Source organism: Paenibacillus sp. PL91, assembly GCF_012935325.2.
Taxonomy (GTDB): Bacteria; Bacillota; Bacilli; order Paenibacillales; family Paenibacillaceae; genus Pristimantibacillus.
On the sequence record NZ_JABBYG020000021.1, the window covers coordinates 1 to 20,811 of the forward strand.

Annotated in this window: 20 protein-coding genes and 2 pseudogenes; 8 read left to right on the top strand and 14 right to left on the bottom strand. The window is 43.2% G+C overall.

Translation table 11 applies throughout. From position 1 onward, the window contains the following. The first annotated feature begins 666 nt into the window (after nt 1–666). Nucleotides 667–1,731 carry a serine hydrolase domain-containing protein gene (locus HI950_RS29785; protein ID WP_169089551.1) on the top strand — a complete coding sequence of 355 codons (1,065 nt, stop codon included), beginning with the start codon at nt 667–669 and terminating at the stop codon, nt 1,729–1,731. Between the two features lie 146 nt (nt 1,732–1,877). Here HI950_RS29785 and HI950_RS29790 read toward each other — a convergent pair whose 3' ends face one another. Then, the gene (locus HI950_RS29790; protein WP_169089553.1) at nt 1,878–2,162 is read right to left on the bottom strand and encodes a hypothetical protein; all 285 of its coding nucleotides are present in this window, start codon (nt 2,160–2,162) and stop codon (nt 1,878–1,880) included. A 632-nt stretch (nt 2,163–2,794) separates the two neighbouring features. Here HI950_RS29790 and HI950_RS29795 point away from each other — a divergent pair. Continuing rightward, on the top strand, nt 2,795–3,598 hold the full coding sequence (locus tag HI950_RS29795) for a class I SAM-dependent methyltransferase (RefSeq protein WP_169089555.1): 804 nt from the start codon (nt 2,795–2,797) through the stop codon (nt 3,596–3,598). Between the two features lie 371 nt (nt 3,599–3,969). On the opposite strand, the gene HI950_RS29800 is transcribed toward HI950_RS29795, so the two are convergent. The 5 genes from HI950_RS29800 to HI950_RS36170 form a co-directional block, all read right to left on the bottom strand. Beyond that, the gene (locus HI950_RS29800; protein ID WP_169089557.1) at nt 3,970–4,737 is read right to left on the bottom strand and encodes an ABC transporter permease; all 768 of its coding nucleotides are present in this window, start codon (nt 4,735–4,737) and stop codon (nt 3,970–3,972) included. Further along, on the bottom strand, nt 4,738–5,499 hold the full coding sequence (locus tag HI950_RS29805; protein WP_169089560.1) for an ABC transporter ATP-binding protein: 762 nt from the start codon (nt 5,497–5,499) through the stop codon (nt 4,738–4,740). Between the two features lie 15 nt (nt 5,500–5,514). Then, complete coding sequence (locus HI950_RS29810; protein ID WP_169089562.1) at nt 5,515–6,381, bottom strand: pentapeptide repeat-containing protein; 867 nt, start codon at nt 6,379–6,381, stop codon at nt 5,515–5,517. Nucleotides 6,382–6,395: 14 nt separating this feature from the next. Then, nucleotides 6,396–6,725 carry a PadR family transcriptional regulator gene (locus HI950_RS29815; RefSeq protein ID WP_169089564.1) on the bottom strand — a complete coding sequence of 110 codons (330 nt, stop codon included), beginning with the start codon at nt 6,723–6,725 and terminating at the stop codon, nt 6,396–6,398. A gap of 552 nt (nt 6,726–7,277) precedes the next feature. After that, nucleotides 7,278–7,448 (bottom strand): site-specific integrase, encoded by a 171-nt coding sequence (locus tag HI950_RS36170; RefSeq protein WP_223285598.1) that lies wholly within the window; start codon nt 7,446–7,448, stop codon nt 7,278–7,280. A gap of 234 nt (nt 7,449–7,682) precedes the next feature. Between HI950_RS36170 and mraY the strand changes: the two genes are divergently transcribed. Continuing rightward, on the top strand, nt 7,683–8,642 hold the full coding sequence (gene mraY, locus HI950_RS29825) for a phospho-N-acetylmuramoyl-pentapeptide-transferase (protein WP_169089566.1): 960 nt from the start codon (nt 7,683–7,685) through the stop codon (nt 8,640–8,642). 415 nt (nt 8,643–9,057) lie between these two features. Here the strand turns inward: mraY and HI950_RS29830 are convergent, their stop codons facing one another. Continuing rightward, nucleotides 9,058–9,480, bottom strand: coding sequence for a VOC family protein (locus tag HI950_RS29830; RefSeq protein ID WP_169089568.1), 423 nt, complete (start codon nt 9,478–9,480; stop codon nt 9,058–9,060). Between the two features lie 243 nt (nt 9,481–9,723). Here HI950_RS29830 and HI950_RS29835 point away from each other — a divergent pair, with 243 nt between their 5' ends. Continuing rightward, nucleotides 9,724–10,611: a sigma-70 family RNA polymerase sigma factor gene (locus HI950_RS29835; protein ID WP_169089570.1), complete on the top strand. Its 888-nt coding sequence runs from the start codon at nt 9,724–9,726 to the stop codon at nt 10,609–10,611. 242 nt (nt 10,612–10,853) lie between these two features. Further along, nucleotides 10,854–11,011: pseudogene (locus HI950_RS37300) on the top strand (transposase); the annotation flags it as partial. Between the two features lie 113 nt (nt 11,012–11,124). Here HI950_RS37300 and HI950_RS29845 read toward each other — a convergent pair. After that, nucleotides 11,125–11,508, bottom strand: a complete 384-nt coding sequence (locus HI950_RS29845) for a cupredoxin domain-containing protein (RefSeq protein WP_169089572.1) — start codon at nt 11,506–11,508, stop codon at nt 11,125–11,127. Between the two features lie 269 nt (nt 11,509–11,777). On the opposite strand from HI950_RS29845, the gene katA reads away from it, so the two are divergent. Continuing rightward, nucleotides 11,778–13,367, top strand: a complete 1,590-nt coding sequence (gene katA / locus HI950_RS29850; RefSeq protein WP_411268164.1) for a catalase KatA — start codon at nt 11,778–11,780, stop codon at nt 13,365–13,367. Nucleotides 13,368–13,460: 93 nt separating this feature from the next. On the opposite strand, the gene HI950_RS29855 is transcribed toward katA, so the two are convergent. From HI950_RS29855 to HI950_RS29865, 3 genes are all read right to left on the bottom strand, one after another. After that, nucleotides 13,461–14,459 (bottom strand): type I glyceraldehyde-3-phosphate dehydrogenase, encoded by a 999-nt coding sequence (locus HI950_RS29855; protein ID WP_169089574.1) that lies wholly within the window; start codon nt 14,457–14,459, stop codon nt 13,461–13,463. A 20-nt stretch (nt 14,460–14,479) separates the two neighbouring features. Continuing rightward, on the bottom strand, nt 14,480–15,439 hold the full coding sequence (locus HI950_RS29860; RefSeq protein WP_191297136.1) for a ring-cleaving dioxygenase: 960 nt from the start codon (nt 15,437–15,439) through the stop codon (nt 14,480–14,482). Between the two features lie 228 nt (nt 15,440–15,667). Next, the gene (locus tag HI950_RS29865) at nt 15,668–16,105 is read right to left on the bottom strand and encodes a Dps family protein (RefSeq protein WP_169089576.1); all 438 of its coding nucleotides are present in this window, start codon (nt 16,103–16,105) and stop codon (nt 15,668–15,670) included. 238 nt (nt 16,106–16,343) lie between these two features. On the opposite strand from HI950_RS29865, the gene HI950_RS29870 reads away from it, so the two are divergent. Next, nucleotides 16,344–16,748 (top strand): hypothetical protein, encoded by a 405-nt coding sequence (locus HI950_RS29870; protein ID WP_169089578.1) that lies wholly within the window; start codon nt 16,344–16,346, stop codon nt 16,746–16,748. Then, on the top strand, nt 16,745–17,980 hold the full coding sequence (locus HI950_RS29875) for an MFS transporter (protein ID WP_169089580.1): 1,236 nt from the start codon (nt 16,745–16,747) through the stop codon (nt 17,978–17,980). Before HI950_RS29870 ends, HI950_RS29875 begins: the two co-directional genes overlap by 4 nt. Nucleotides 17,981–18,416: 436 nt before the next feature. Here the strand turns inward: HI950_RS29875 and HI950_RS29880 are convergent. From HI950_RS29880 to HI950_RS29890, 3 genes and pseudogenes are all read right to left on the bottom strand, one after another. Beyond that, nucleotides 18,417–18,600 (bottom strand): annotated as a pseudogene (locus HI950_RS29880) (CDGSH iron-sulfur domain-containing protein). Between the two features lie 26 nt (nt 18,601–18,626). Then, nucleotides 18,627–20,459, bottom strand: a complete 1,833-nt coding sequence (locus HI950_RS29885) for an amidohydrolase (protein ID WP_169089582.1) — start codon at nt 20,457–20,459, stop codon at nt 18,627–18,629. A 25-nt stretch (nt 20,460–20,484) separates the two neighbouring features. After that, nucleotides 20,485–20,655 (bottom strand): XapX domain-containing protein, encoded by a 171-nt coding sequence (locus HI950_RS29890; protein ID WP_169089584.1) that lies wholly within the window; start codon nt 20,653–20,655, stop codon nt 20,485–20,487. Nucleotides 20,656–20,811: the final 156 nt, after the last annotated feature.

Genomic DNA, 20,811 nt, shown 5'->3' on the forward strand with positions numbered 1-20,811 from the left:
TCTAGAAAATCTAACTGCTCCATGTTAAGATCATTCCCTGCATTATATTGATATCTTTACAATTCAAGATATTACTGCGTTATCCTGCCCGTTAGCGTAATGAAGCAGCCGATCATTGTGGTCGGCTGCTTCTGCGTTTTTATTGAACTATCGTTCTCCGTTAGCTTAATGATCAGCACAACTACATGTGATACGTACAAAGCGTAGGCCTTAAATTTCCTCTTGATAAACTTTTAATTCAAGGAGAAAATTACGGCTAATGGGAATTGAAAATTCCTTTAATGATTCAACTGTTGTAAAAAACGAATCAAGGTTATCATCAGTATCATATGACCAAATTGGCTTTTTCAATGACCTTAATTCATCAACAGGAGGAAATGTATACTCACAATGTAACTGTCCACAGAAAATAAAGTATTAGACTGAAAAATAAAGTTGTAGACTGAGAAAATAAAGCTTTAGACTTGCGGGTGCTTCATTACGCTAACGGGCAGGTTAGCGTGGTACTATTGAACAATCGTTCACATACGTTAGCTGGTCTAATGCTCAGCTGCCGTTTCTAATTGAAGTAACGAGCAGTCAGCATCCAAAATAGGTTGATTAGCGTGATTTCAACAACCGAGGATTTTTGTAAGCATCATAAAACTAAAAGGAGTAGCTGTTACTATGAAGGATTTACATAATTTTGTTTCAGATTACACGAAAGATAAGAAACATTTACATCTTGCGATCGGGATTATTAGAGAGGGCGGTATTGAATACTTTTCGTTTAGTAATAATCAAAAGAGAAGTACGATTCCTCCTGAGCATATGTTGTTTGAAATCGGCTCCATAACCAAAGTTTTCACATCCATTCTCTTATTAGAAATGGAACGGGAAAAACTGCTTTCCTCGGATGACATGGTTGGTAAGTTTGTGCCAAACGTTAAAAACGATTATTTGAATAAGATTACCTTGAAAAGCCTTGCTACTCATACCTCTGGTTTACCTGTATTGGCAACAAACCACAATCTGGCTAAAAAAAGATCGAATCCTTATTCAATGTATACCGAGCAAGATTTAACTGCTTTTCTATCTAATGCTGACTACACGGATAGTATTGGTTCATTTGGATATTCCAATATCGGTGTGGGCTTACTGGGGAATATTCTATGCAAGGTGTCAGGAAGCAAGTATGATGAACTGTTGAAAAAATACATAACGAGCCCATTAAAGATGAATGAGACAGCCGTTACACTTGATTCAGAACAGAATAGAAGGTTTTTGAATGGACATGCTTCAACTGGGAAGAGAGTCCCTCACTGGGATCTCTCTATACATGAAGGAGCTGGGGGGATTAAGTCATCGGTTAACGATTTGAGTTTATTTGTCCAAGCCAATCTAAATGATGATAATCCGATAGCCTCTACACTGCAAAAAAGTCATATCCCTATATGGATCGGAAATTCAAACCGTTATTTGGGCTGGGGTGAGGATAAACTTCTAGATAAAGGTATCCTCTGGCATAACGGGGGTTCAGCTGGTTTTAACAGTTATCTAGCTTTCAACAAGGAACTCCGTGTAGGAATTGTATTGCTATCCAATTATTCTTTTTTCTCGAATTCTCTTATGGATTATTATGTTGCTCAATTAATAAAATGGATTACTAAAAAAGAGCCTTCTCAAGGAACTATGATAGACGCTACAGGGTTAAAAATATTTGAAGCCATCCTAAGTAGTGAAAAGTCATGAACTAACGGAGAACGTTAGTTGAAATAGCAGCGGCAGTCTAAGACTTTATTTATCTGGTCTTGGTTCGCCGCTGCTTTTGTTATGGGGTTAGTCTAAAACTTATTTTTTAAAAGCTGACGATCCTTCAATTCAAAAATCGCGTTAATTCAATGACTCCAGTCTAATACTTTATTTTCACCGAACAGTAACTGCTCCATAAGCGAATATTCGCCTTCTTCCTCTATTGTAAACTGACGGACAAATTCGAAATAAAATAGTTCAGTTCCAGTAAAATTATATACACCACACTGAAATAATAATGAAGATTCCGCACATTCAACATCTATCTTGGCAAATGTCTTAAAAGTGTTCCAAACATTCAAAACTTCGTCAGCATTTATATCTCCAAGCATTGCTTTAAATTGGTTTTCAGCTTCTTTGACATTTATCATTAAACCCTACCTCCATACATAAAATCGTACGAACTACAATAACATTCCATATTTAGGTATTCGCGAAAGTGAGTTAAACTATCCTGCCCGTTAGCTTAATCAAGCATCGTCAAACTAAAACCTTATTTTCTTAGAGCCATATTACCCTTATTGATTCAAAATATTAGGAAAAGGGTAAACATACGATAAGTGGGAAGTGGTATTGAAAAACAGCGAAAACCGGAATTCAATTTTAGTTTCCGAAAGGTTGTTGATTCACCATGAAAACACGAAGAAGGATAAAAAGTTCGAGATTTCTGCTTCGATACTTTTTGAGTAAGACTTAGCTTCAGAAGTACATTTATAAACCGCTTCCCACTATAAGAGGACGCTGCGATTTAATTCGTGGGGTCCTCGCTTTTATGATACTATCAATCATTTTCTCCTTTGTTATTACGCTATCCTGCCCGTTAGCTTAACGCCACTGCCAGTCTACAATACAGTAAAAAACAATCTAAGTTGAAAATTATCTTTAGTTTGGAAAAAAAGTAGTGTTATTATTTTGGCAAGGTAGACAGTTCCTTTTGCAATCAAAAAGTTGAATTGGCTGTGTACTCCATTTGGCGATATAAATATGGAAAGAAGGGGTATCCGTGACCAATTACCACGACATGAACCGATTGAATTGGAACGATCGAACTGCTATTCATGCTAAGTCGGCATTTTACAATATTGAAGCTTTTTTGGCAGGGAAGAGTTCTCTGTCAGGGCTGGATCAGACCGAGATCGGTGATGTAGCCGGACGATCGATGCTTCATTTGCAATGCCATTTCGGAAAGGATTCGTTATCTTGGGCCAGAATGGGTGCTCACGTGACGGGAGTGGATTTTTCCGAGGAAGCGATTGCTTTGGCCAAATCGTTGAACGAACGACTGGGGCTTGACGCCCGTTTCCTGTGCTCGGACATTTATGACGCCGCGGAAGCGATTCAAGGAGAGCAGTTCGATATCGTCTATACGTCCTATGGTGTTCTATGCTGGCTGCCGGATTTGACCCGATGGGCGGAGTTGATCAGTACATCCCTAAAGCCGGGAGGAACGTTCTATATGGCCGAGCTCCATCCTCTTACTTTTATCTATGAAGCAGAGGATGACTGTCTAATGATCAATTATCCCTATTTCGATAACGAGGCGCGGCGCTATGAATCCGCTACAACATATACTGGTGATGAAGACAAGTTGGAGCATCCCGTCACCTATCAATGGCAACATACGCTTGGCGAAATCGTGAGCGCGCTCGTTGGGGCAGGATTGACATTAGAGTTTTTGCATGAATTTCCGTTCACCGTATACGATATGTTTCCGGGTCTCATGATTCAGGACGAACGGGGGAGATGGCGAATGAAAGAGAACGACCATTTACCACTGTTGTTCTCCGTCAAAGTAACGAAGCCATGAGTTTTGCAACTGAGCCCCAATCGTTTATAATGCAGGCAAACATGGGGATTTGAAGCCAAATATCTTTACAACTCTCAGAAAGAATTTGTTTTTTCACTTAATAAATCATATCTTGAACTTCCTTATTATCAAATTATCCTGCCCGTTAGCTTAACGAGGCTGCCGTTTCATGCCGGCAGCCTCGTTCTGTTGATTGTTAAGCTATAGTGTCCCGTTAGCGCAATACGCCGGCATTTCATCTCACCTTGCTTCACAACTACATTTATGAGTACAGCCATGCCAATAAATTTCATCCTTCACTTCACTATAAACAAAGAACAAAATAAAGCCCGCGGTTTCCGCGGACTTCATTCGGACAATAATATCTTTTTTCAAACTTTCTTTTTATACACCCTCATTGCAAAGAAATAGCCTACGAACAAAATCCCGACGCACCACGCAAGAGCGACCCATATATCATTGCCCACCGGCTGACCTGACAGAAGCGCACGGATAGCCTCTACGATCGAGGTCACCGGCTGGTTTTCAGCGAAGGCACGAACGACCGAAGGCATCGACTCGGTCGGCACAAACGCCGAGCTGATAAACGGTAGGAAGATAAGCGGGTAGGAAAAGGCACTTGCGCCATCAACCGTTTTTGCAGAAAGACCTGCAATGGCCGCTATCCAAGTTAATGCCAGCGTAAACAGAGCGAGTATGCCGACAACCGCAAGCCACGACAGTATCCCCGCAGACGAATGAAAGCCCATAATCAAAGCTATGAGAATGATTATGATAAGAGATATAGCATTGGATACTAGTGAGGTGAGTACATGCCCCCAAAGAAATGCGGAACGTGAAATGGGCATGGTTTGAAACCGCTCGAATATGCCCTTCTGCACATCGTTGAACAGTCGAAAAGCCGTGTAGGATATTCCGCTAGCAATAGCAATTAGAAGTATACCTGGTAGCAGGTAATTCACATAGTTATCCGTTCCGGTTTGAATGGCACCGCCGAACACATAGACGAACAGCAACATCAACGCAATCGGCGTGATGGCGACCGTAATGATGGTGTCCATGCTGCGAGAAATATGACGCATAGAACGTCCTAGCATAATGCTCATATCGCTGAAGAAGTGTTTCTTTACTCCCTCCATTTACTTTCCCTCCCTTTTGCCGACGATTGCAAGGAAAATATCCTCTAATGTCGGCTGTTTTTCAACATACTCCACCTTTGCGAGTGGGAACATCTTTTTCAGGTCTGAAAGCGTGCCGCTGGCAATAATCTTACCCTCATGCAGAATGGCAATTTTGTCGGCAAGCTGTTCTGCCTCTTCCAGATACTGACTGGTTAGAAGAACCGTCGTACCGCCGCCCGCAAGCTCTTTGACAATCTTCCATACCTCGATACGTGCCTCAGGGTCGAGTCCTGTTGTCGGCTCGTCGAGGAATATGATCTTTGGTTTTCCCACAAGGCTCAAGGCGATGTCGAGCCTGCGGCGCATACCACCCGAATAAGTGGATACTCTGCGGTCTGCGGCTTCTGTCAGGCCGAAGCTTTTAAGCAAATCGTCTGCAACCTGTCGTGGGTTTTTAAGGTATCGTAGCTTGGCAATCAAGATAAGATTTTCCCGTCCGGTCAATAATTCGTCAACGGCGGCAAATTGACCGGTCAGACTGATCGCTTGTCGCACATTCTCGGGTTTTGAAGCAACATCGAATCCGTTCACGGTAACGGATCCGTCATCTTGTTTGAGCAGCGTGGTGAGGATTTTGACAACCGTAGTCTTGCCTGCCCCGTTGGACCCGAGCAACGCGAAAATACTGCCCTCTTCCACCTCAAAATCTACACCCTTTAGGACCTGAAGATCCTTATAGGACTTTTTGAGCCCTGTTACTTTAATTGATTTGTTTAGCATATATTTTATCCCCCCTTAAATTACGGTAACCTTAGACAGATCGGCCTCCATGCCCTTAAGAGAGGCATAAGTCAACTTATCCATCATCGCTCCGTCAAAGCAGATCGTTTTAATGACGCGATAATATTTCTTCGTTAACGTAAAACCTGAAATAAATGACACATTTTTAAGCGTTGCTCCCCTAAACGAAACTTCGTTTAATGCCGCCTTGTCAAACTTAACGCCGATAAAGGTTTGCCCGTCAAAACGCTGCCCGCCCAAGGCGGAGTATTTGAAGTCAACCCCATCAAATAAACAACCTTCAAAAATCGTTTTGCTAAGATCGGTCAGCGTTAACGTCACGTCGGTCAGTCTTACTCCTGTGAATTTGGCTCCGTCAAGCCCCGACTTGCTGAAATTGGTTCGTACAAGGATCGTCTTATTGAAGCTTGCATTTGTCAGGTCAAGTGCGGATAGGCTGCAGTCCGTCAGATTCGCGCCGTCAAAATTGGCTTCGCGTACGTCGCTGCTCTTAAACGAACTGCCGGTCAAATCTGCGCCCGAAAAGTCGGAACCGTGCAACGCGCTACCTTTAAACTGTCCTTTATGGGCCGTAACGCCTGCAAAGTCGCTTTTCGCCAGGTTGCTTGCGCTAAAGTTTGTCACCACCTGACGTTCCAGCGAGCGGGAGAGGTTGGCGACCTCCAGGATCGTTTGCTCGATGTCGCCGATACTCTCAATAGTCATCTTAAACGCTGTTTCATCGTCCTTGCCCTCAGCTTTGAGTTCACGGAACCGCTCCTGTAAATCGGAGTGCAGGTCGGCCTTTAATTCGGTGACGCTTTTTACTCCATCGTATGGCGTAAAAACGCCGTTCAAATAATTCGTCAATTTCTGATTCATAACATCATCTCTCCTTATAATAAGTTTTCTAGCACGCGCTTCGCGTACTCCCAGTTGCTTATATTGCGGGCGTAAGCAGTCTTACCCTTTTCGGTAATTCTAAAATATTTACGGCGTCCACCCTGAGATTCATCTCCCCAAAACCACTCGATATCACCGTCCGCCTCAAGCCGTCGGACGCTGGAGTACATCGTGGCTTCCTTTAATTCATACTCACCGCCCGAGCGACCGGCAATCAGTTTGACGATCTCGTAACCGTAGCGGTCAGCTTCGGATAAGAGCCGTAAGATCATCGTATCGGTATGTCCGCGCAGCAGGTCGGATATAATTTTGTTTTCACTCATATAATCACCTCGCATTTGTATAATACGACATATTACTATTACTGTCAAGGTAGTATTTCTAATTAATTACTTTGCCTAAAAGTGTCTTGTCCTCAATGAGGAATCACAAAAAAAAAGCCGCGCAATGCGCGGAGCTTCATGGATGTATGTTCTTGTCCTTTGACAATGCAGTGTCACTCTAACCAGTTTCTTTTTCATCCGATATGTCCCAGGTTCATTTGCCATTCGGTTTGACCTAGTGATACATATTAAAATGCTAATTTCCACGCTAACCTGCCCTTTAGTTGAGTACCGGCAACCGGCTTATTTGGAAACTACCGCTACTTGGTGGGTGTGACAAGACGCTAGAAGAAGCGGCGATATAGTTCTCATCTCCGCTCTCCGAGCTGCAAGCCTCTTTAATGACCACCTCATCGTCGGAATTGCCATTCGTCGGGTAGGGTTCGTATCCGTCACAAACAATGCTCTACACGAATCCTCCCGACTCGCCAGGTACTTTTTCAACCAAACCTTGCATTCGATAGTAAAGTAAACTTCTCTTTGTTTGGAGCCCTATCCGTTAACAATCGCAGAGCAATTCTCCCAATTTAGATCTTCAATGTTTATCTTCTGTACTTCTCCAACACGACAGCCGGTACTATATAGGAATCCAATCAAAGCTCGTTCTCGAGCCTGAATCCGTTTATCAGCTTCATACAGCTTCCCTAATTCACTTAAATTCATAAAATAACCTCCCATTAGTCCTATTAAATCTAGGTTTGCTTCTAATGGGAGGTTTTAATCGTTCGTATTGCACTAGCGTTTCCCGTTAGTTCAACGACTTATACTGAAATTAGGAAAAAAAGCCAAGCAAACTTTCACTTTAATGAATTTGAAACCTTAGGTATAGTAGGTTTAGAGGTACAACTGAATCGTGCAGGATATTTCATTATATGGCAAGGAAGGGGTGAATTCAGAATGTTTGGAATGTTTGGAATGTTGGGTATATCTGGTCTTTCGTTTTTGCTTGTGGCGTTTTTTACACCACTACTCATTTGGGGGCTGCGCAGCCTGAAGCTAACGCAGCCCATCCGGTCTGAGTTACCCCCTGATCATCAAGCCAAGCAAGGGACTCCACTGATGGCTGGCCTCATTTTGCTTATCGGTGTGGTAACATCTCTACAATTTCACCCTGCACCATTGATGATCTTTTTGTGCGTTACGTTTCTCTTATTCAGTTCTGTTGGTTTTATGGATGATCTCAAAAAGGCAGCGTGGCAAGATCCATCAGGCATCTCCGGACGGACGAAACTTGTGTTTCAATTCGCATTTACCGGTATTCTGCTTATCACTTTGTTCCGTTCGTTTACGCTGACGAGCGATATTTCGTTGTTCAATGGTTTTCAGCTACACTTGCCCGTTTACGTGTACATAGCCATCATGTTACTATTTGTGGTTGGATCAGCGAATGCTATCAATTTTACAGATGGTCTAGACGGGCTATTGATCAATGTTGCGATCCCGACTTATTTTTTCTTTTTTCTAATTTCAGACAAGCAGGAAGTACAAACATTTTCGCTCGTAATGATTGGCTGTCTGCTCGGATTATTTCTCTACAATATTTATCCCGCCAGAGCGTTTATGGGGGATACTGGATCGCTAGCAATTGGAGGTTCACTCTCCATCTTAGCGGTAATTGAAAAGGTAGAAATATTAATCCCAATCCTGTTTTCAGTTTATCTGGCTGAACAATTTTCGGTCATCCTGCAAGTCTGGTACTATAAACGCACGAAATTGCGCCTATTTAAAATGGCTCCGATTCATTATCATTTCAGCTTGAAGTATGGCTGGAGCGAGAATAAGATAGTCATGGTATTTGGTTTCATTTCTTGGGCGTCCGCTCTTATCTGTTGGTTTATTTGGAAATATGCCCTCTAGGCTCGTCCTCTCTTATAAGGGACAAGTCCGAAAGGGCAATGAGCACCAAAAGTATTAGTGTCCGGATAAAAAATAAGGTTTATGGGCTTTTACTTCTGAAGTCAAATCACCCTTTATCCTCCTCTTATTAGACCCTACCAACCAAATGGTGGGGCCTTTGTCTTTCTCCCTCAACAAGAAATGTGGGTTTTCAACTATCCTGCCCGTTAGTTGAACAAAAGGCTGCCAAGCGGCAGCCCTGTCGGTATTGAACTATCGTTCTCCGTTAGCGGAATGACAATTTTCAAAAGCAGATTCACGTCAGGTTAAATGACTCCTCAAAAAGTAAGTGTCTCTTCCGCTGACGATGCTTGCGGAGTTGCTACACCCCTACTATTTGTGTGTTTATGAGGCAATAAATCAAAGCGATAGATTACTAACGTCCTTTTGTAAGGATCCGGAACGTGATACCGAATTTATCCGTTACATTACCGTAAGCGGGGCTGAAGAAACTTGCCTCTAGCGGGTTATTCACTCGACCGCCTTGCTTCAATGCTTCGAAATATTGGGTAGCTTTTTCTTTGTCGTCGGTTTGAACAACGATAGTGATTTGCGTTCCCTTCTCGTAGGTGCTTCCGGTAACATTATCGGTAATCTGTAGTTCGGAATCGCCAATTTTCAAGGCGGCGTAATTCACCCAGTCCTTCTTTTCCGGAGGCAGTGGAGCTTCCGGATTTTCCGGCATGTCTCCGAATCGAAGCATATAAGTGACCTTGGCATCCAGCGCCTTCACGTATAAATCGATGGCTTCATTCGCGCTTCCGTTCATTTCAAGAAAAGGGATCAAACTCGTACTCACAACAATCATCTCCTTGGTTAAGTTTTCAACGGACAACCGGTAGACTCTTCTTTCACATAGACCGATATCCCTTGTCACTTACTATGTCGTAAGTCATGAAGGAAACGTGACAGAAATGGCGAAAAGCGCTTTAATGAAAAATTCGAAATAATAACTGTAGTTTTGGTGCACTCCGTCACATTTACAGAATTTCTTACGACAAATAAGTAGATAAACAAGAAACGAAGGGAGAGATAGTGGCGCATGAACGATCACAACTGGCTTATTGAACAATTCGAGACGCATCGGAATCATTTACAAGCGGTGGCTTACCGGATGCTCGGATCACGGAGCGAAGCAGATGACGCTGTGCAGGAATCATGGATCCGTCTTATCCACTCAAATAAGGGCGAAGTCGAGAATATGGGAGGATGGCTGACAACTATTGTCTCGAGGGTGTGTCTTGATATGCTGCGAACACGCAAGTCGAGGCGTGAAGAGCTTGTGATGGCTAGCGCACCTGAACCGGTTACTGGTCATCAAGACGGAAGCGATCCCGAGCATGAAGCGCTGATGGCTGACTCCGTCGGACTTGCGATGCTCGTTGTCCTCGAGAAATTGAATCCTGCTGAACGCGTTGCGTTCGTGCTTCACGATATATTCGCCTTGTCTTTCTCGGAGATCGCTCTCATTATTGGACGCAACGAAGCCGCAGCGAGACAGCTTGCGAGCCGCGCTCGTCGCCGAGTCCAGGGTACCGAATCGACTTCGGAAACTGTTGAGCTTCAGCGAAAAAGGGAGCTTGTCGATGCCTTCCTCGCCGCGTCGCGTAACGGAGACTTTGAGAAACTGCTCTCGGTATTGGACCCGAATGTCGTCCTTAGAAACGACCCCGCATTCGCGCCAGTTGCAAATGCGCCGGTTGTTCGCGGTTCAGAGGCCGTGTTCAAGCTTGCCCAGCAATTCGCGAATCGTGCCCGGAGCATGAAGTCGGTGCTCGTGAACGGATCGGTAGGCGTCGTCGCGGGTCATTTGGATCAACCGATGTTCATTCTGGAATTCACGGTTGTGGATGGCAAAATCACCGAGATCGGCATGATTGCCGACCAGGCACGCCTTCACGGGCTCAACATCGCGGCTTTGAACGATTGATTGGATGAAGAGCTAAGGAACTGCAACAACATTAAAATAGAACACAAGAACACAAAAAAACGCACTGTCGCGATCGTAGACAAAGCGTTTTTTCTTGCTTTAACAGTAAATGATTCCACTGCATATATCATGACAATACTTGATGAACCAAAATGGGTTGAGACCAATGGCTTTAGCAAATCCTCAACATAGTATTGTCAAAAATAAGGGGAGCGCACCATGAGTAAAAGGATTACCACGTTATCCTGCCCTTCGCGGGAATTGACCCTAGGTTTACGCTTCAGGCAAGTTCACAGCGACAACCAATCGCATTACAAAGCGTGGCTCAAAAAAGCTGCGACACGCCTTATATCTCGCCGTATTGTGCGGTTTGAAGAAGACAGGCAGGTATCGCATTCGTTCCGATCTTCTCTGAAGGTGCGGAGAAAGTAAAAGAGTTCTCGACAACCACCTGCTCTCTGCAAGTCTCTCGTGTGCCTGCTTATCTATGCGGAGCAATCATCCAAAACTATTTTATTCTACTATAAGTTTAGCCTTCATATTGGAATGGCCTGAGCCGCACATTCTATTACAGAAGAATTCATACGTACCAGCCTCATTTATTGTCACAACCTTGGAATCACCGGAGCGCAGTTCTTTGATTTCAAGGTCTTCAAATGCAATACCATGTACGCCAGATCCCGACTCTAACGTTAGCTTAACGGCTTCTCCTTTTTTAATTCTATACTCGGCTTTATCAAACTCCCAGTTCGTTGCCGTGATAACGACTTCATTCGCAATTTTTTTTGACTCTTCACTAGGTCCTGATTGAGCTTCTTCATTTTTACTAGCTCCACATGCTGTTAGCAATATGACATATACCACAATAATGACGGAAACCCCTGTGATACGAAACACGCTATCCCCTCCTAGTAATGGTAATATAAAAAATTAAAAGCATTTTTTATAGCTTAAATCCTCCTATTTATATCTATCAATATGTCTTTTTCTATATCCATCATAGGAATTTCTAATATCTATGGGGAATACTCGGTCCACACCTATTTTCACACTGACTTTATAAAGATATAAACGATAGCTATGTCAAATATAGATAGACCCATATTGATGGAATCACAAAATGCTAATAAGATGTTCCTAACACCATCCTAAATAGATGTAAATAAATGAATGGGGTCAAAATTGTTCCATGGAGGCAAAAAATTCTTTCAATCTTGTCCGACGAACCAAATGACTTATTGCTTAGGATGGTTGGAAAGAAGTTGCTGATTTTATTTAATATATTGGAGGTAATTAAATTGGAAATCAAAAATGGCCAAATAACGACAAGTTGGGGAGCTCCAGTTGGAGATAACCAGAATTCTATGACTGCTGGCTCTCGAGGTCCAACGCTCATTCAAGACGTTCATCTTCTTGAAAAGCTTGCTCATTTCAATCGCGAACGAGTCCCTGAACGTGTAGTTCATGCCAAAGGTGCCGGTGCGCACGGATATTTTGAAGTAACCCATGATGTATCTTCATATACAAAAGCCAACTTTTTGTCTGGGGTTGGTAAACGTACGTCCGTGTTTGTACGTTTCTCCACTGTTGCAGGCGAACTCGGCTCTGCAGATACCGTACGTGACCCTCGTGGCTTCGCCGTAAAGTTTTACACCGAAGAAGGGAACTATGATTTGGTAGGAAATAACACTCCCGTCTTCTTCATACGGGATGCCATTAAATTTCCGGATTTCATTCATACTCAGAAACGACACCCTCAAACTCATCTTAAAAACCCTAACGCAGTATGGGATTTCTGGTCTTTGTCTCCCGAGTCCTTGCACCAAGTATCTATCTTGATGTCTGATCGCGGTATACCTGCTACACTCCGTCACCTGCATGGTTATGGAAGCCACACGTTTAAGTGGGTCAATGCAGATGGACAAGGGGTTTGGGTGAAATATCATTTCAAAACTGAACAGGGAGTAAAAACTCTGGATGTCGAACTAGCTGCCAAACTGGCCGGTGAAAACCCGGATTATCACATTGAGGATTTGTTTCATGCCATAGAAAAAGCAAACTTCCCCGCATGGAAGTTGTATGTTCAAATTATGCCGCTGGAAGATGCGAATACTTATCGTTTCGACCCATTCGATGTAACAAAAGTTTGGTCGCAAAAAGACTATCCTCTTATCGAGGTTGGACGTATGGTCCTCGATCGTAATCCGGAAAATTATTTTGCTGAAGTTGAACAAGCAACTTTTTCACCTGGAGCATTCGTACCTGGTATTGAGGCTTCTCCGGATAAAATGCTTCAAGGGCGTTTATTCGCCTATGCAGATGCACATCGCTATCGAGTGGGCACAAATCATAACACGCTTCCTATTAATAAACCTGTCGTCGAAGTGAATAATAACCAGCGTGATGGTCAAATGCGTTATGATCGCAATGGGGGAAATTCAGTTTATTATGAACCGAATAGTTTCGACGGCGTGACTGAATCTGCAGCATACAAGACAGCCTCGTTTGAAGTATCCGGTTCAGCCGACAGTGTCCCTTATGACCATAATGACCATTACACTCAACCTGGTGACTTGTACCGGTTACTTAGTGCAGAAGAACGCGGGCGCTTGATAAATAACATTGTGAACGCAATGAAACCGGTTGAGAAGGATGAAATAAAACTTCGTCAAATCGCCCATTTTTATAAAGCGGATCCTGAATGGGGAAATGCGGTTGCTGAGGGGCTTGGTTTAAGAGATACCGAGCTGGCTTAAAAAAATTTACCTCATTGAACAAAGAGCAGTTACTCGCAGCTAATCATAGCCTGTGTAACTGCCCTTTTTGCGTTATCAAATGCTCAAATCAAACTACTTTGTAACAAGAAAAGCAGCAACTTCAGCTAGCCGAGAAGCGTAACTCCACTCATTATCATACCAAGCGGCTACTGATAAAAGCTCGCCCTGCACTTGCGTCAAAGGCAGATCAATAATGGATGAATGAGGATCCCCTACAATACGGGAAGAGGCCCATTCACCCTCCAATACGTTTAGAACCCCCTTAAGTTCACCTTCATTAGCGGCAAGGCGGAACATTTCGTTGATCTCTTGAACGGAGCATGATTTCTCTGTTATCAGATTAAGCTCCGCAATGCTGCCTGTGCGAGTCGGGATTCGGTATGCCTTTCCAGTAATTTGGAGATCACTCCAAATAAACTTGAGAGCCTTGGCCGCTCCTGAGGATGATGGGATGATATTTTCTGCTGCTGCCCAAGAATCCCTCCGATCCTTCATAGGCTGATCTGTTAATGATTGTGTATTAGTATAAGAATGAACCGTTGAAAACAGGCCATATTTAATGCCGTAATTTTCCCTAACTAATTTCACTACTGGTGCCAGCGAATTGGTTGTACAGCTAGCCATACTGATAATTTTATGCTTCTCCGGATCGAAGCTGCTGAGATTAATTCCTTTAAGCAAAACGGCGTCGCAGTCTTCGAGACTTTTACTTGGCCCGCTGACAAGTACACGCTTGGCGCCGCGATCCAAGTGCAATTGTGCAACGGGTCTGGTTACAGCACGTCCCGTACAGTCAATCACCAACTCAACATCCAGTTCTCCCCAATTAGGCACTTCACTGGACGAATTCATATATCGGATTTCACGGCCGCCTATAATAATAGCTCCTTCTCGACTGAGGACTTCTTCATACCAACGTTTATAATTCGTATCAACCTCAAAAAGCGCCGCAAGTATAGATTCATCTTTTATATCAGAAATGGAATGGGGTACAAAGAGCTTCTCCTGAAGTGCTACTCTAAGTAATTGCCGACCGATACGCCCGAATCCAAATATTGCAATTTTACTCATGATACCCTCCCATTTATGTTTCATTGCTTGATTGACTCCAATTCGTGCACTTGAATAGGAGTCAGGATCTTTTCAATTTCAGCACGGCTGTCTTCAAACCATGATGGCAGCATTAATACCTCGCCCAGATGATCTTCAGGCTCATCATTTGCGAAACCTGGCGGATCTGTCGCGATTTCAAACAAAATGCCGCCTTGTTCACGGAAATAGATAGCATTGAAATACTGTCGGTCAATAATCGGTGTTGGATTAAAACCGCTTCTTTCCACATGGCTTCTCCATGCATCATGGTCTTCAAAATCCTTGGCTCGCCATGCGATATGGTGAACGGTGCCTGCACCGGGGATCCCCCATTCCATGGGCTCCGCATTCACGTCAATGAGGTTTCCGATGTCTCCTTCTGCCTTATAGCGAATAAAGTCGCCATCCTGCCCTACCTTTTTAAGACCTAAAACGTCCTCAAGAACCTTCATGGTCATTGTTGATGCAGTGCTGTATAGCACCGCACCCCCGAATCCTTTGATGGCCTTATCCGTTGGTATACCTCCGAATGACCACGTATTGAGAACCCCGTCTTCCCGTTCAACAATCTCTAACTGCAGACCGTCAAGATCTAAAAATTCGATATAGTTTTCGGAAAAACGGGCACTTTCTGTGAAGGCAATATCGAACGCTGTGAGGCGTGCTTTCCAAAAATCAAGTGCGCCTACTGGTACTGCGTATGTTGTTGTACCTACTTGTCCTCCTCCTATGCGACCCTTACTAGAAAATTTGTGTGGGAAGAACGTAATAATGGTTCCAGGGCTACCTTTTTCGTTGCCGAAGTACAAATGGTATACTTCGGGTGCATCAAAGTTAATTGTTTTTTTTACAAGACGAAGACCCAGGACCCCAGCATAAAAATCTACATTTCTCTGCGCATCCTTCACGAAACAAGTAATATGATGGATGCCTGCTGTTTTCTTTAAGATATTAACCATCTTTACCAAACTCCCTCTGCTAGATTTTTCGATCCTGCTAATGACTGAACATACTCCTAATTCAAATCATAGTGAAAAGAGAAACAGCGAACAATTCCATTTTTTCTATACTTGCATAGCGAATTTACTATATCTTTGGCACGAATAACCCATTTGGTTCCAATACAAAAAGCCGAGGATTTCCCCCGGCTTTTTGCGATGACATAGCAGATAGAAAACGGATCTCGGTTACCCTAAAAATGATTTCAACATCCATACATGCTTTTCAACCGAGTAATGAATGGCCAAAAGCATATCTCCGGTTGTCTCGTCGTCCTCACGATTAGCGATACTTATACCTTCTTTTAGCTCATTAATAATAGTTCCAAAATCGGCTACAAGCGTGCGGACCATCTCTGCAGCGCTCTCATTACCCACTGCATCTTTTACCGTTGCGGTTTCAAGAATTCCATGCAAAGTCGCTACAGGGCTGCCGCCTAATGCCAGTAGCCGCTCGGCAAGATTGTCCGTATGAAGTGCAGCTTCCGTGTATAGTTCTTCAAACTTCAAATGTAAAGTGAAGAACTGTTGACCTTTGACATACCAATGATAATTATGGAGTTTGGTGAACAGAAGACTCCAGTTCGCTATCTGAGTGTTTAGTACTTCCATACGTTTTTCAGACATAAAAAAGCCCCTTTCTAATTTAGCATTAAATTCCAGGACCCAATATAACACACCAACAAACTTCTGTATACTCGCATTTTTAAATATAAGAAAAAGCTATATGAGACATAGAAAGATTGATATTGATCGTTCGAACCACTGTTTATACGATTGTGTTACATATCAAGTTCTTGGAATTCGTTATCTATAGAACTCCTCGACTGGAAAATGAATCTCACCAATATAAAGGAGAATTTGAATGGGAGTACGTTTTTTAAAAATGGCGGTTATTTATATTGTTCTCGGTATTGGCATTGGAATCTACATGGGTGCAACATTGAACTTTGCATTGACTAGCGTTCATGCCCATACCAATCTTTTCGGATGGGCAACTTTGGCCCTTTGCGGATTTACTTATCTGCGTTTTCCCAAAGCCGCAGATTCCCGACTAGCTAAATGGCATTTCTGGTTGCAGGGCGCAGGCTTGCCAATCATGTTAATCTCTCTATCATTTATTGCGAACGGCTATGACCAGGATTGGTTATCGACTATAAAACGTATAGGTGAATCCGTTGCCGGAAGTGGAATTCTTGTTTTTGCTGTCAACGTATTTTTAAATGTTAAAGAAACCAATATAGCTGAAAAAAAGGGGGGGCACTTTTGATTAACCCAGTGAATCCAATTGCATCGCGTTATAATCTTACGACCCTTATTCTATTCTGGTGCTCATTAATTGTCGTCTCTTCACTATATTTAACGATCCCTCTGTTCTCCCTATTTGAGGACGTATTCCAGATCTCATCTTCTAAAGCGGCTTGGGCAGGAAGCGCCTTTTCTTTTGCTTTTGCCGGTGGAGCACTCCTTTTCGGGGGGCTTTCTGATCGCTATGGACGAAAAAAAATGATGATATCCGGGTTATGCTTGCTCACGGTATCAACCCCTTTTATAGGTACAGTTCATGAGTTTCAATGGCTTATTGTTTTAAGGGTTATACAGGGATTGGCAGCATCCATGTTTCCGCCTTCTGTGTTAGCCTACGCTATGGAAATGTTCCCAACTAAAAAAAGGGTAACTATCCTCGGGTTTATAAGCACCGCCTTTTTAATGGCCAGCATTGTTGGACAGATCTATAGCAGTACCGTCGTATTGGGACTAAGCTGGAAATATGTATTTTATATCCTTGGCATCGTGTATTTTGTTTCGCTTTTTTTGATTGCAGTATGTATACCCAAAGATATAACACAGAAGCCGGAGGGCAATTTTTTTTCTCCTCTAAAGCGCATTGGTGGTATTTTTAAGAAAAAAAGCTTGCCCTTCTGTTACATCATTTCCTCAATTCTTTTTATTTCACTCGTCGGTTTTTTCTCTACGATTGGAAGTTATCTAAGCAGCTCTCTCTTCGGTCTGAGCCACCAGGAAATCCTATGGATTCGTGCAGCCGGCATCATCGGTATGTTCATTTCTCCGTTTGATGGAAGGCTCGTTACTAAGTTTGGCGTTAAAAATGTTCTATGGTGTGGTTTGATTATGGCTGGTATTGGTCTAGCTCTGGTTGGCACCTGGGGGAACCTTGCATTTTTAATCTTGACGAGTATTATTTTTACTGCTGGCATAGCTATGGCCCTTCCCGCCTTGTTATCATTAATAGGTACTTTAGCTGGAGAGTTAAGAGCTAGCGCTCTTTCTTTCCATATGTTTATGCTTTTCATTGGAGCCTCGCTTGGCCCTATCATCTCCATTTATTTGATCGACACCGAAGGTCATAGGTTCACTTTCGAGGTGTTAGCCGGATTACTGCTGTTAAGCACGGTTGTACCATTCTTTATTCGCTTAGAGAGAAAGGAACCCATTACACAGATCAATCAGAACAATCAAACTAACGATAAGTATCATTGAGAAGTCGAATGAAACAACGAAAATAAAAAAAATGAAGCGGCCTTGGTCCTGAATTCCATTGGATTGAGGCCGATTATTTTTGCCTGTATGAAGCATAGGCGTGCTGTTGGTCGCTGCCTACAAGGCCAAATCTAACGTCTGAAATACGAGAGGATTATTATTGGAGTGTCCTAGGAGCCAATCGGTTTATCATGGGGATCTCTCCTTGATGATTGCCAATTTCTCTGCTGGATTAAGTTTATTTCTATGCACGAAAATGCTCCCCCTTACAGTAACAGGGTTGTCTTATTTCACCTGTCTACCATATGAGGAGCATATCACATACCTGGGATCGCCTTTGGTTTATTCCTGATGATCACATTTTTCAGTTGCCGAAATTGTTTATTTTCAAGGACAGCCTCATGGACCAAATCTTAATGGTTCTGCTTTCCATCAATCAAGCACGCGGTGCGCTTTCAAATTTACCTTTGTGAGCCAAGTCACAGAAAGGCTTTTGACTTGATAATCCGCACCGACAAAGAATAAAGCTCTCCTTTGTCTCGAAACGGTTACCCAACGCATCCACCATTTCTACTTTTTAATGGTCCATTATCATTGACTTTAATCGTAACATCGGACAAGATAATCTCACCTACCTTAATGATATTTAGAAGACAAAGCAATCCAAGTCACAGAAACCGCTGCCATGATGATGGTTACACTTATGATGAAGATGGACCTGTTTAGGGGTATGGGCACCTGATCCACCACCCCCATATTCCGGCCCCTTGTAATAGCCTCCAAAGAAATTATGCGGAGACCAGTCTGGACTGGCTTTGGGAGCCAGAGGCGACAAAGACTCAAATTCGTTGGTACCGTAGACAATCTTGCCTCCTACAACAGTGAAGACAGATTCAATTTTTTTAATTGCTTCTTCGGAGACATGAAAGAAATTATCGGAAAGAATCGAAAAATCAGCATAATGACCCTCCTTGATTTGCCCTTTTACATCTTCTTCTTTGGAAAACCATGCATTCCCCGACGTATACATGCGAAGCGCTTCATGCCTCTCTACACGATTAGAAACAGGGTACAGGCTTAACCCACCTAACGTCTTACCCGTCACTAACCAGTATAAGGCAACCCACGGATTATAACTGGCTACTCTTGTCGCATCTGTTCCTACGCCGACACGTAATCCAGACTTAATCATTTTGGTTATCGGAGGAGCATTTTCCGCTGCTTTGGCCCCATATCTTTCGACGAAATACTCACCTTGAAAAGCCATTCGGCTTTGAACGGCGATCGAACCGCCTAATGCCACAACTCGCTCCAAATCCTTCTCATGGATTGTTTCGGCATGATCCAGAATCCAGCGCAACTCTTTGAATGGCACCTCCTTATTCACACGCTCAAATACATCGAGAAAGCGTGAAATAGACTCTCCATAGGTTGCATGAAGACGAAATGGCCAGCGTTGTTCAACGAGGTGCCGAGAAACTCCAAATAGTTCATCTTCAAGTACAGCAGGGAGTTCCGGACGAGGCTCTACAAAATCTTCAAAGTCTGCTGCGCTATAAACAAGCATTTCACCGGCACCATTATGACGATAATAGGAACTGCCCGTGTACGGCTGCGATGAAGCGGTCCATGCTTTAAAATCACTCAATTCATTCTTGGGATGCTGAGTAAATAAATTATACGCAGTGCGAACCGTAATATCTCCACGTCTATCAAGTTCTTCAAACACCTGATAATCATCGGGATAGTTCTGAAAGCCCCCACCGGCGTCAATAACGCTTGTGACTCCAAATCGATTCAATTCCCTCATAAAAAGTCGAGTTGAATTTATTTGGTCCTCGTATGAAAGCTTTGGCCCTTTAGCTAAAGTAGCATACAAAATCGTAGCATTGGGCCGAGCGATGAGCATTCCTGTTGGATTACCTTTGCTATCCCTTTGGATTTCTCCGCCTGGCGGGTTCGGCGTATCTTTGGTATACCCAATTACTCGCAAGGCAGCTTTGTTCAGAAAAGCTTGACGGTAAAGATTGAGGATAAAAACGGGTGTGTCTGGAGCAACTCGATTGATTTCATCTAGAGTTGGCATACGGCGTTCAATGAATTGGAACTCTGTCCAGCCGCCTACAACACGGACCCAATGAGGAGCTGGAGTACGGTCAACCTGCTTTTTCAACATACGCAATGCATCCGCTACTGACGGCACTCCATCCCAACGAAGTTCAAGGTTATAGTTGAGACCGCCTCGAATGAGATGAATATGGGAATCGTTCAAGCCCGGTATTAACATTCGTTTGTTTGCGTTCACAACCTGAGTGGATGATCCAACATATTTCATGATTTCGGCATCATCTCCCACAGCCAGGAATTGGCCGTCCTTAACTGCAACTGCCGTTGCTGTAGGATTTGAATCATCCATCGTTACAATACCGGCATTGTGAATGACCAAACTAGCCTCAACATCTATCGCTTTCTTAGACATGATTCCACTCTCCCTTTAGATTATTTTATTTGTGGTTTAACCATTGCTGTACCCAGGGTATCAACCGCTGGCCTAAAAACATACCGGCAAGACCAAGTAGTCCCAAAAAAGGCGGTGCTGGCGAAGGGATCTTAAGCGATTGAAAAACAACGCCAATTACAATACCTGCAGCAAGAGCCAGAACCATAGAACCCATACTCATTTCTCCTCCTCAATACTAATAACTGTTATGTTTTTACTAGATGCCTTCTATTCATAAGTCTAAAAGTCAACATTCTTACTAGCAATAAGGCTTTCTCTATAACAGCCATAGGAATTGCTTATGCATATACTTTATAGAAATTTTGATATA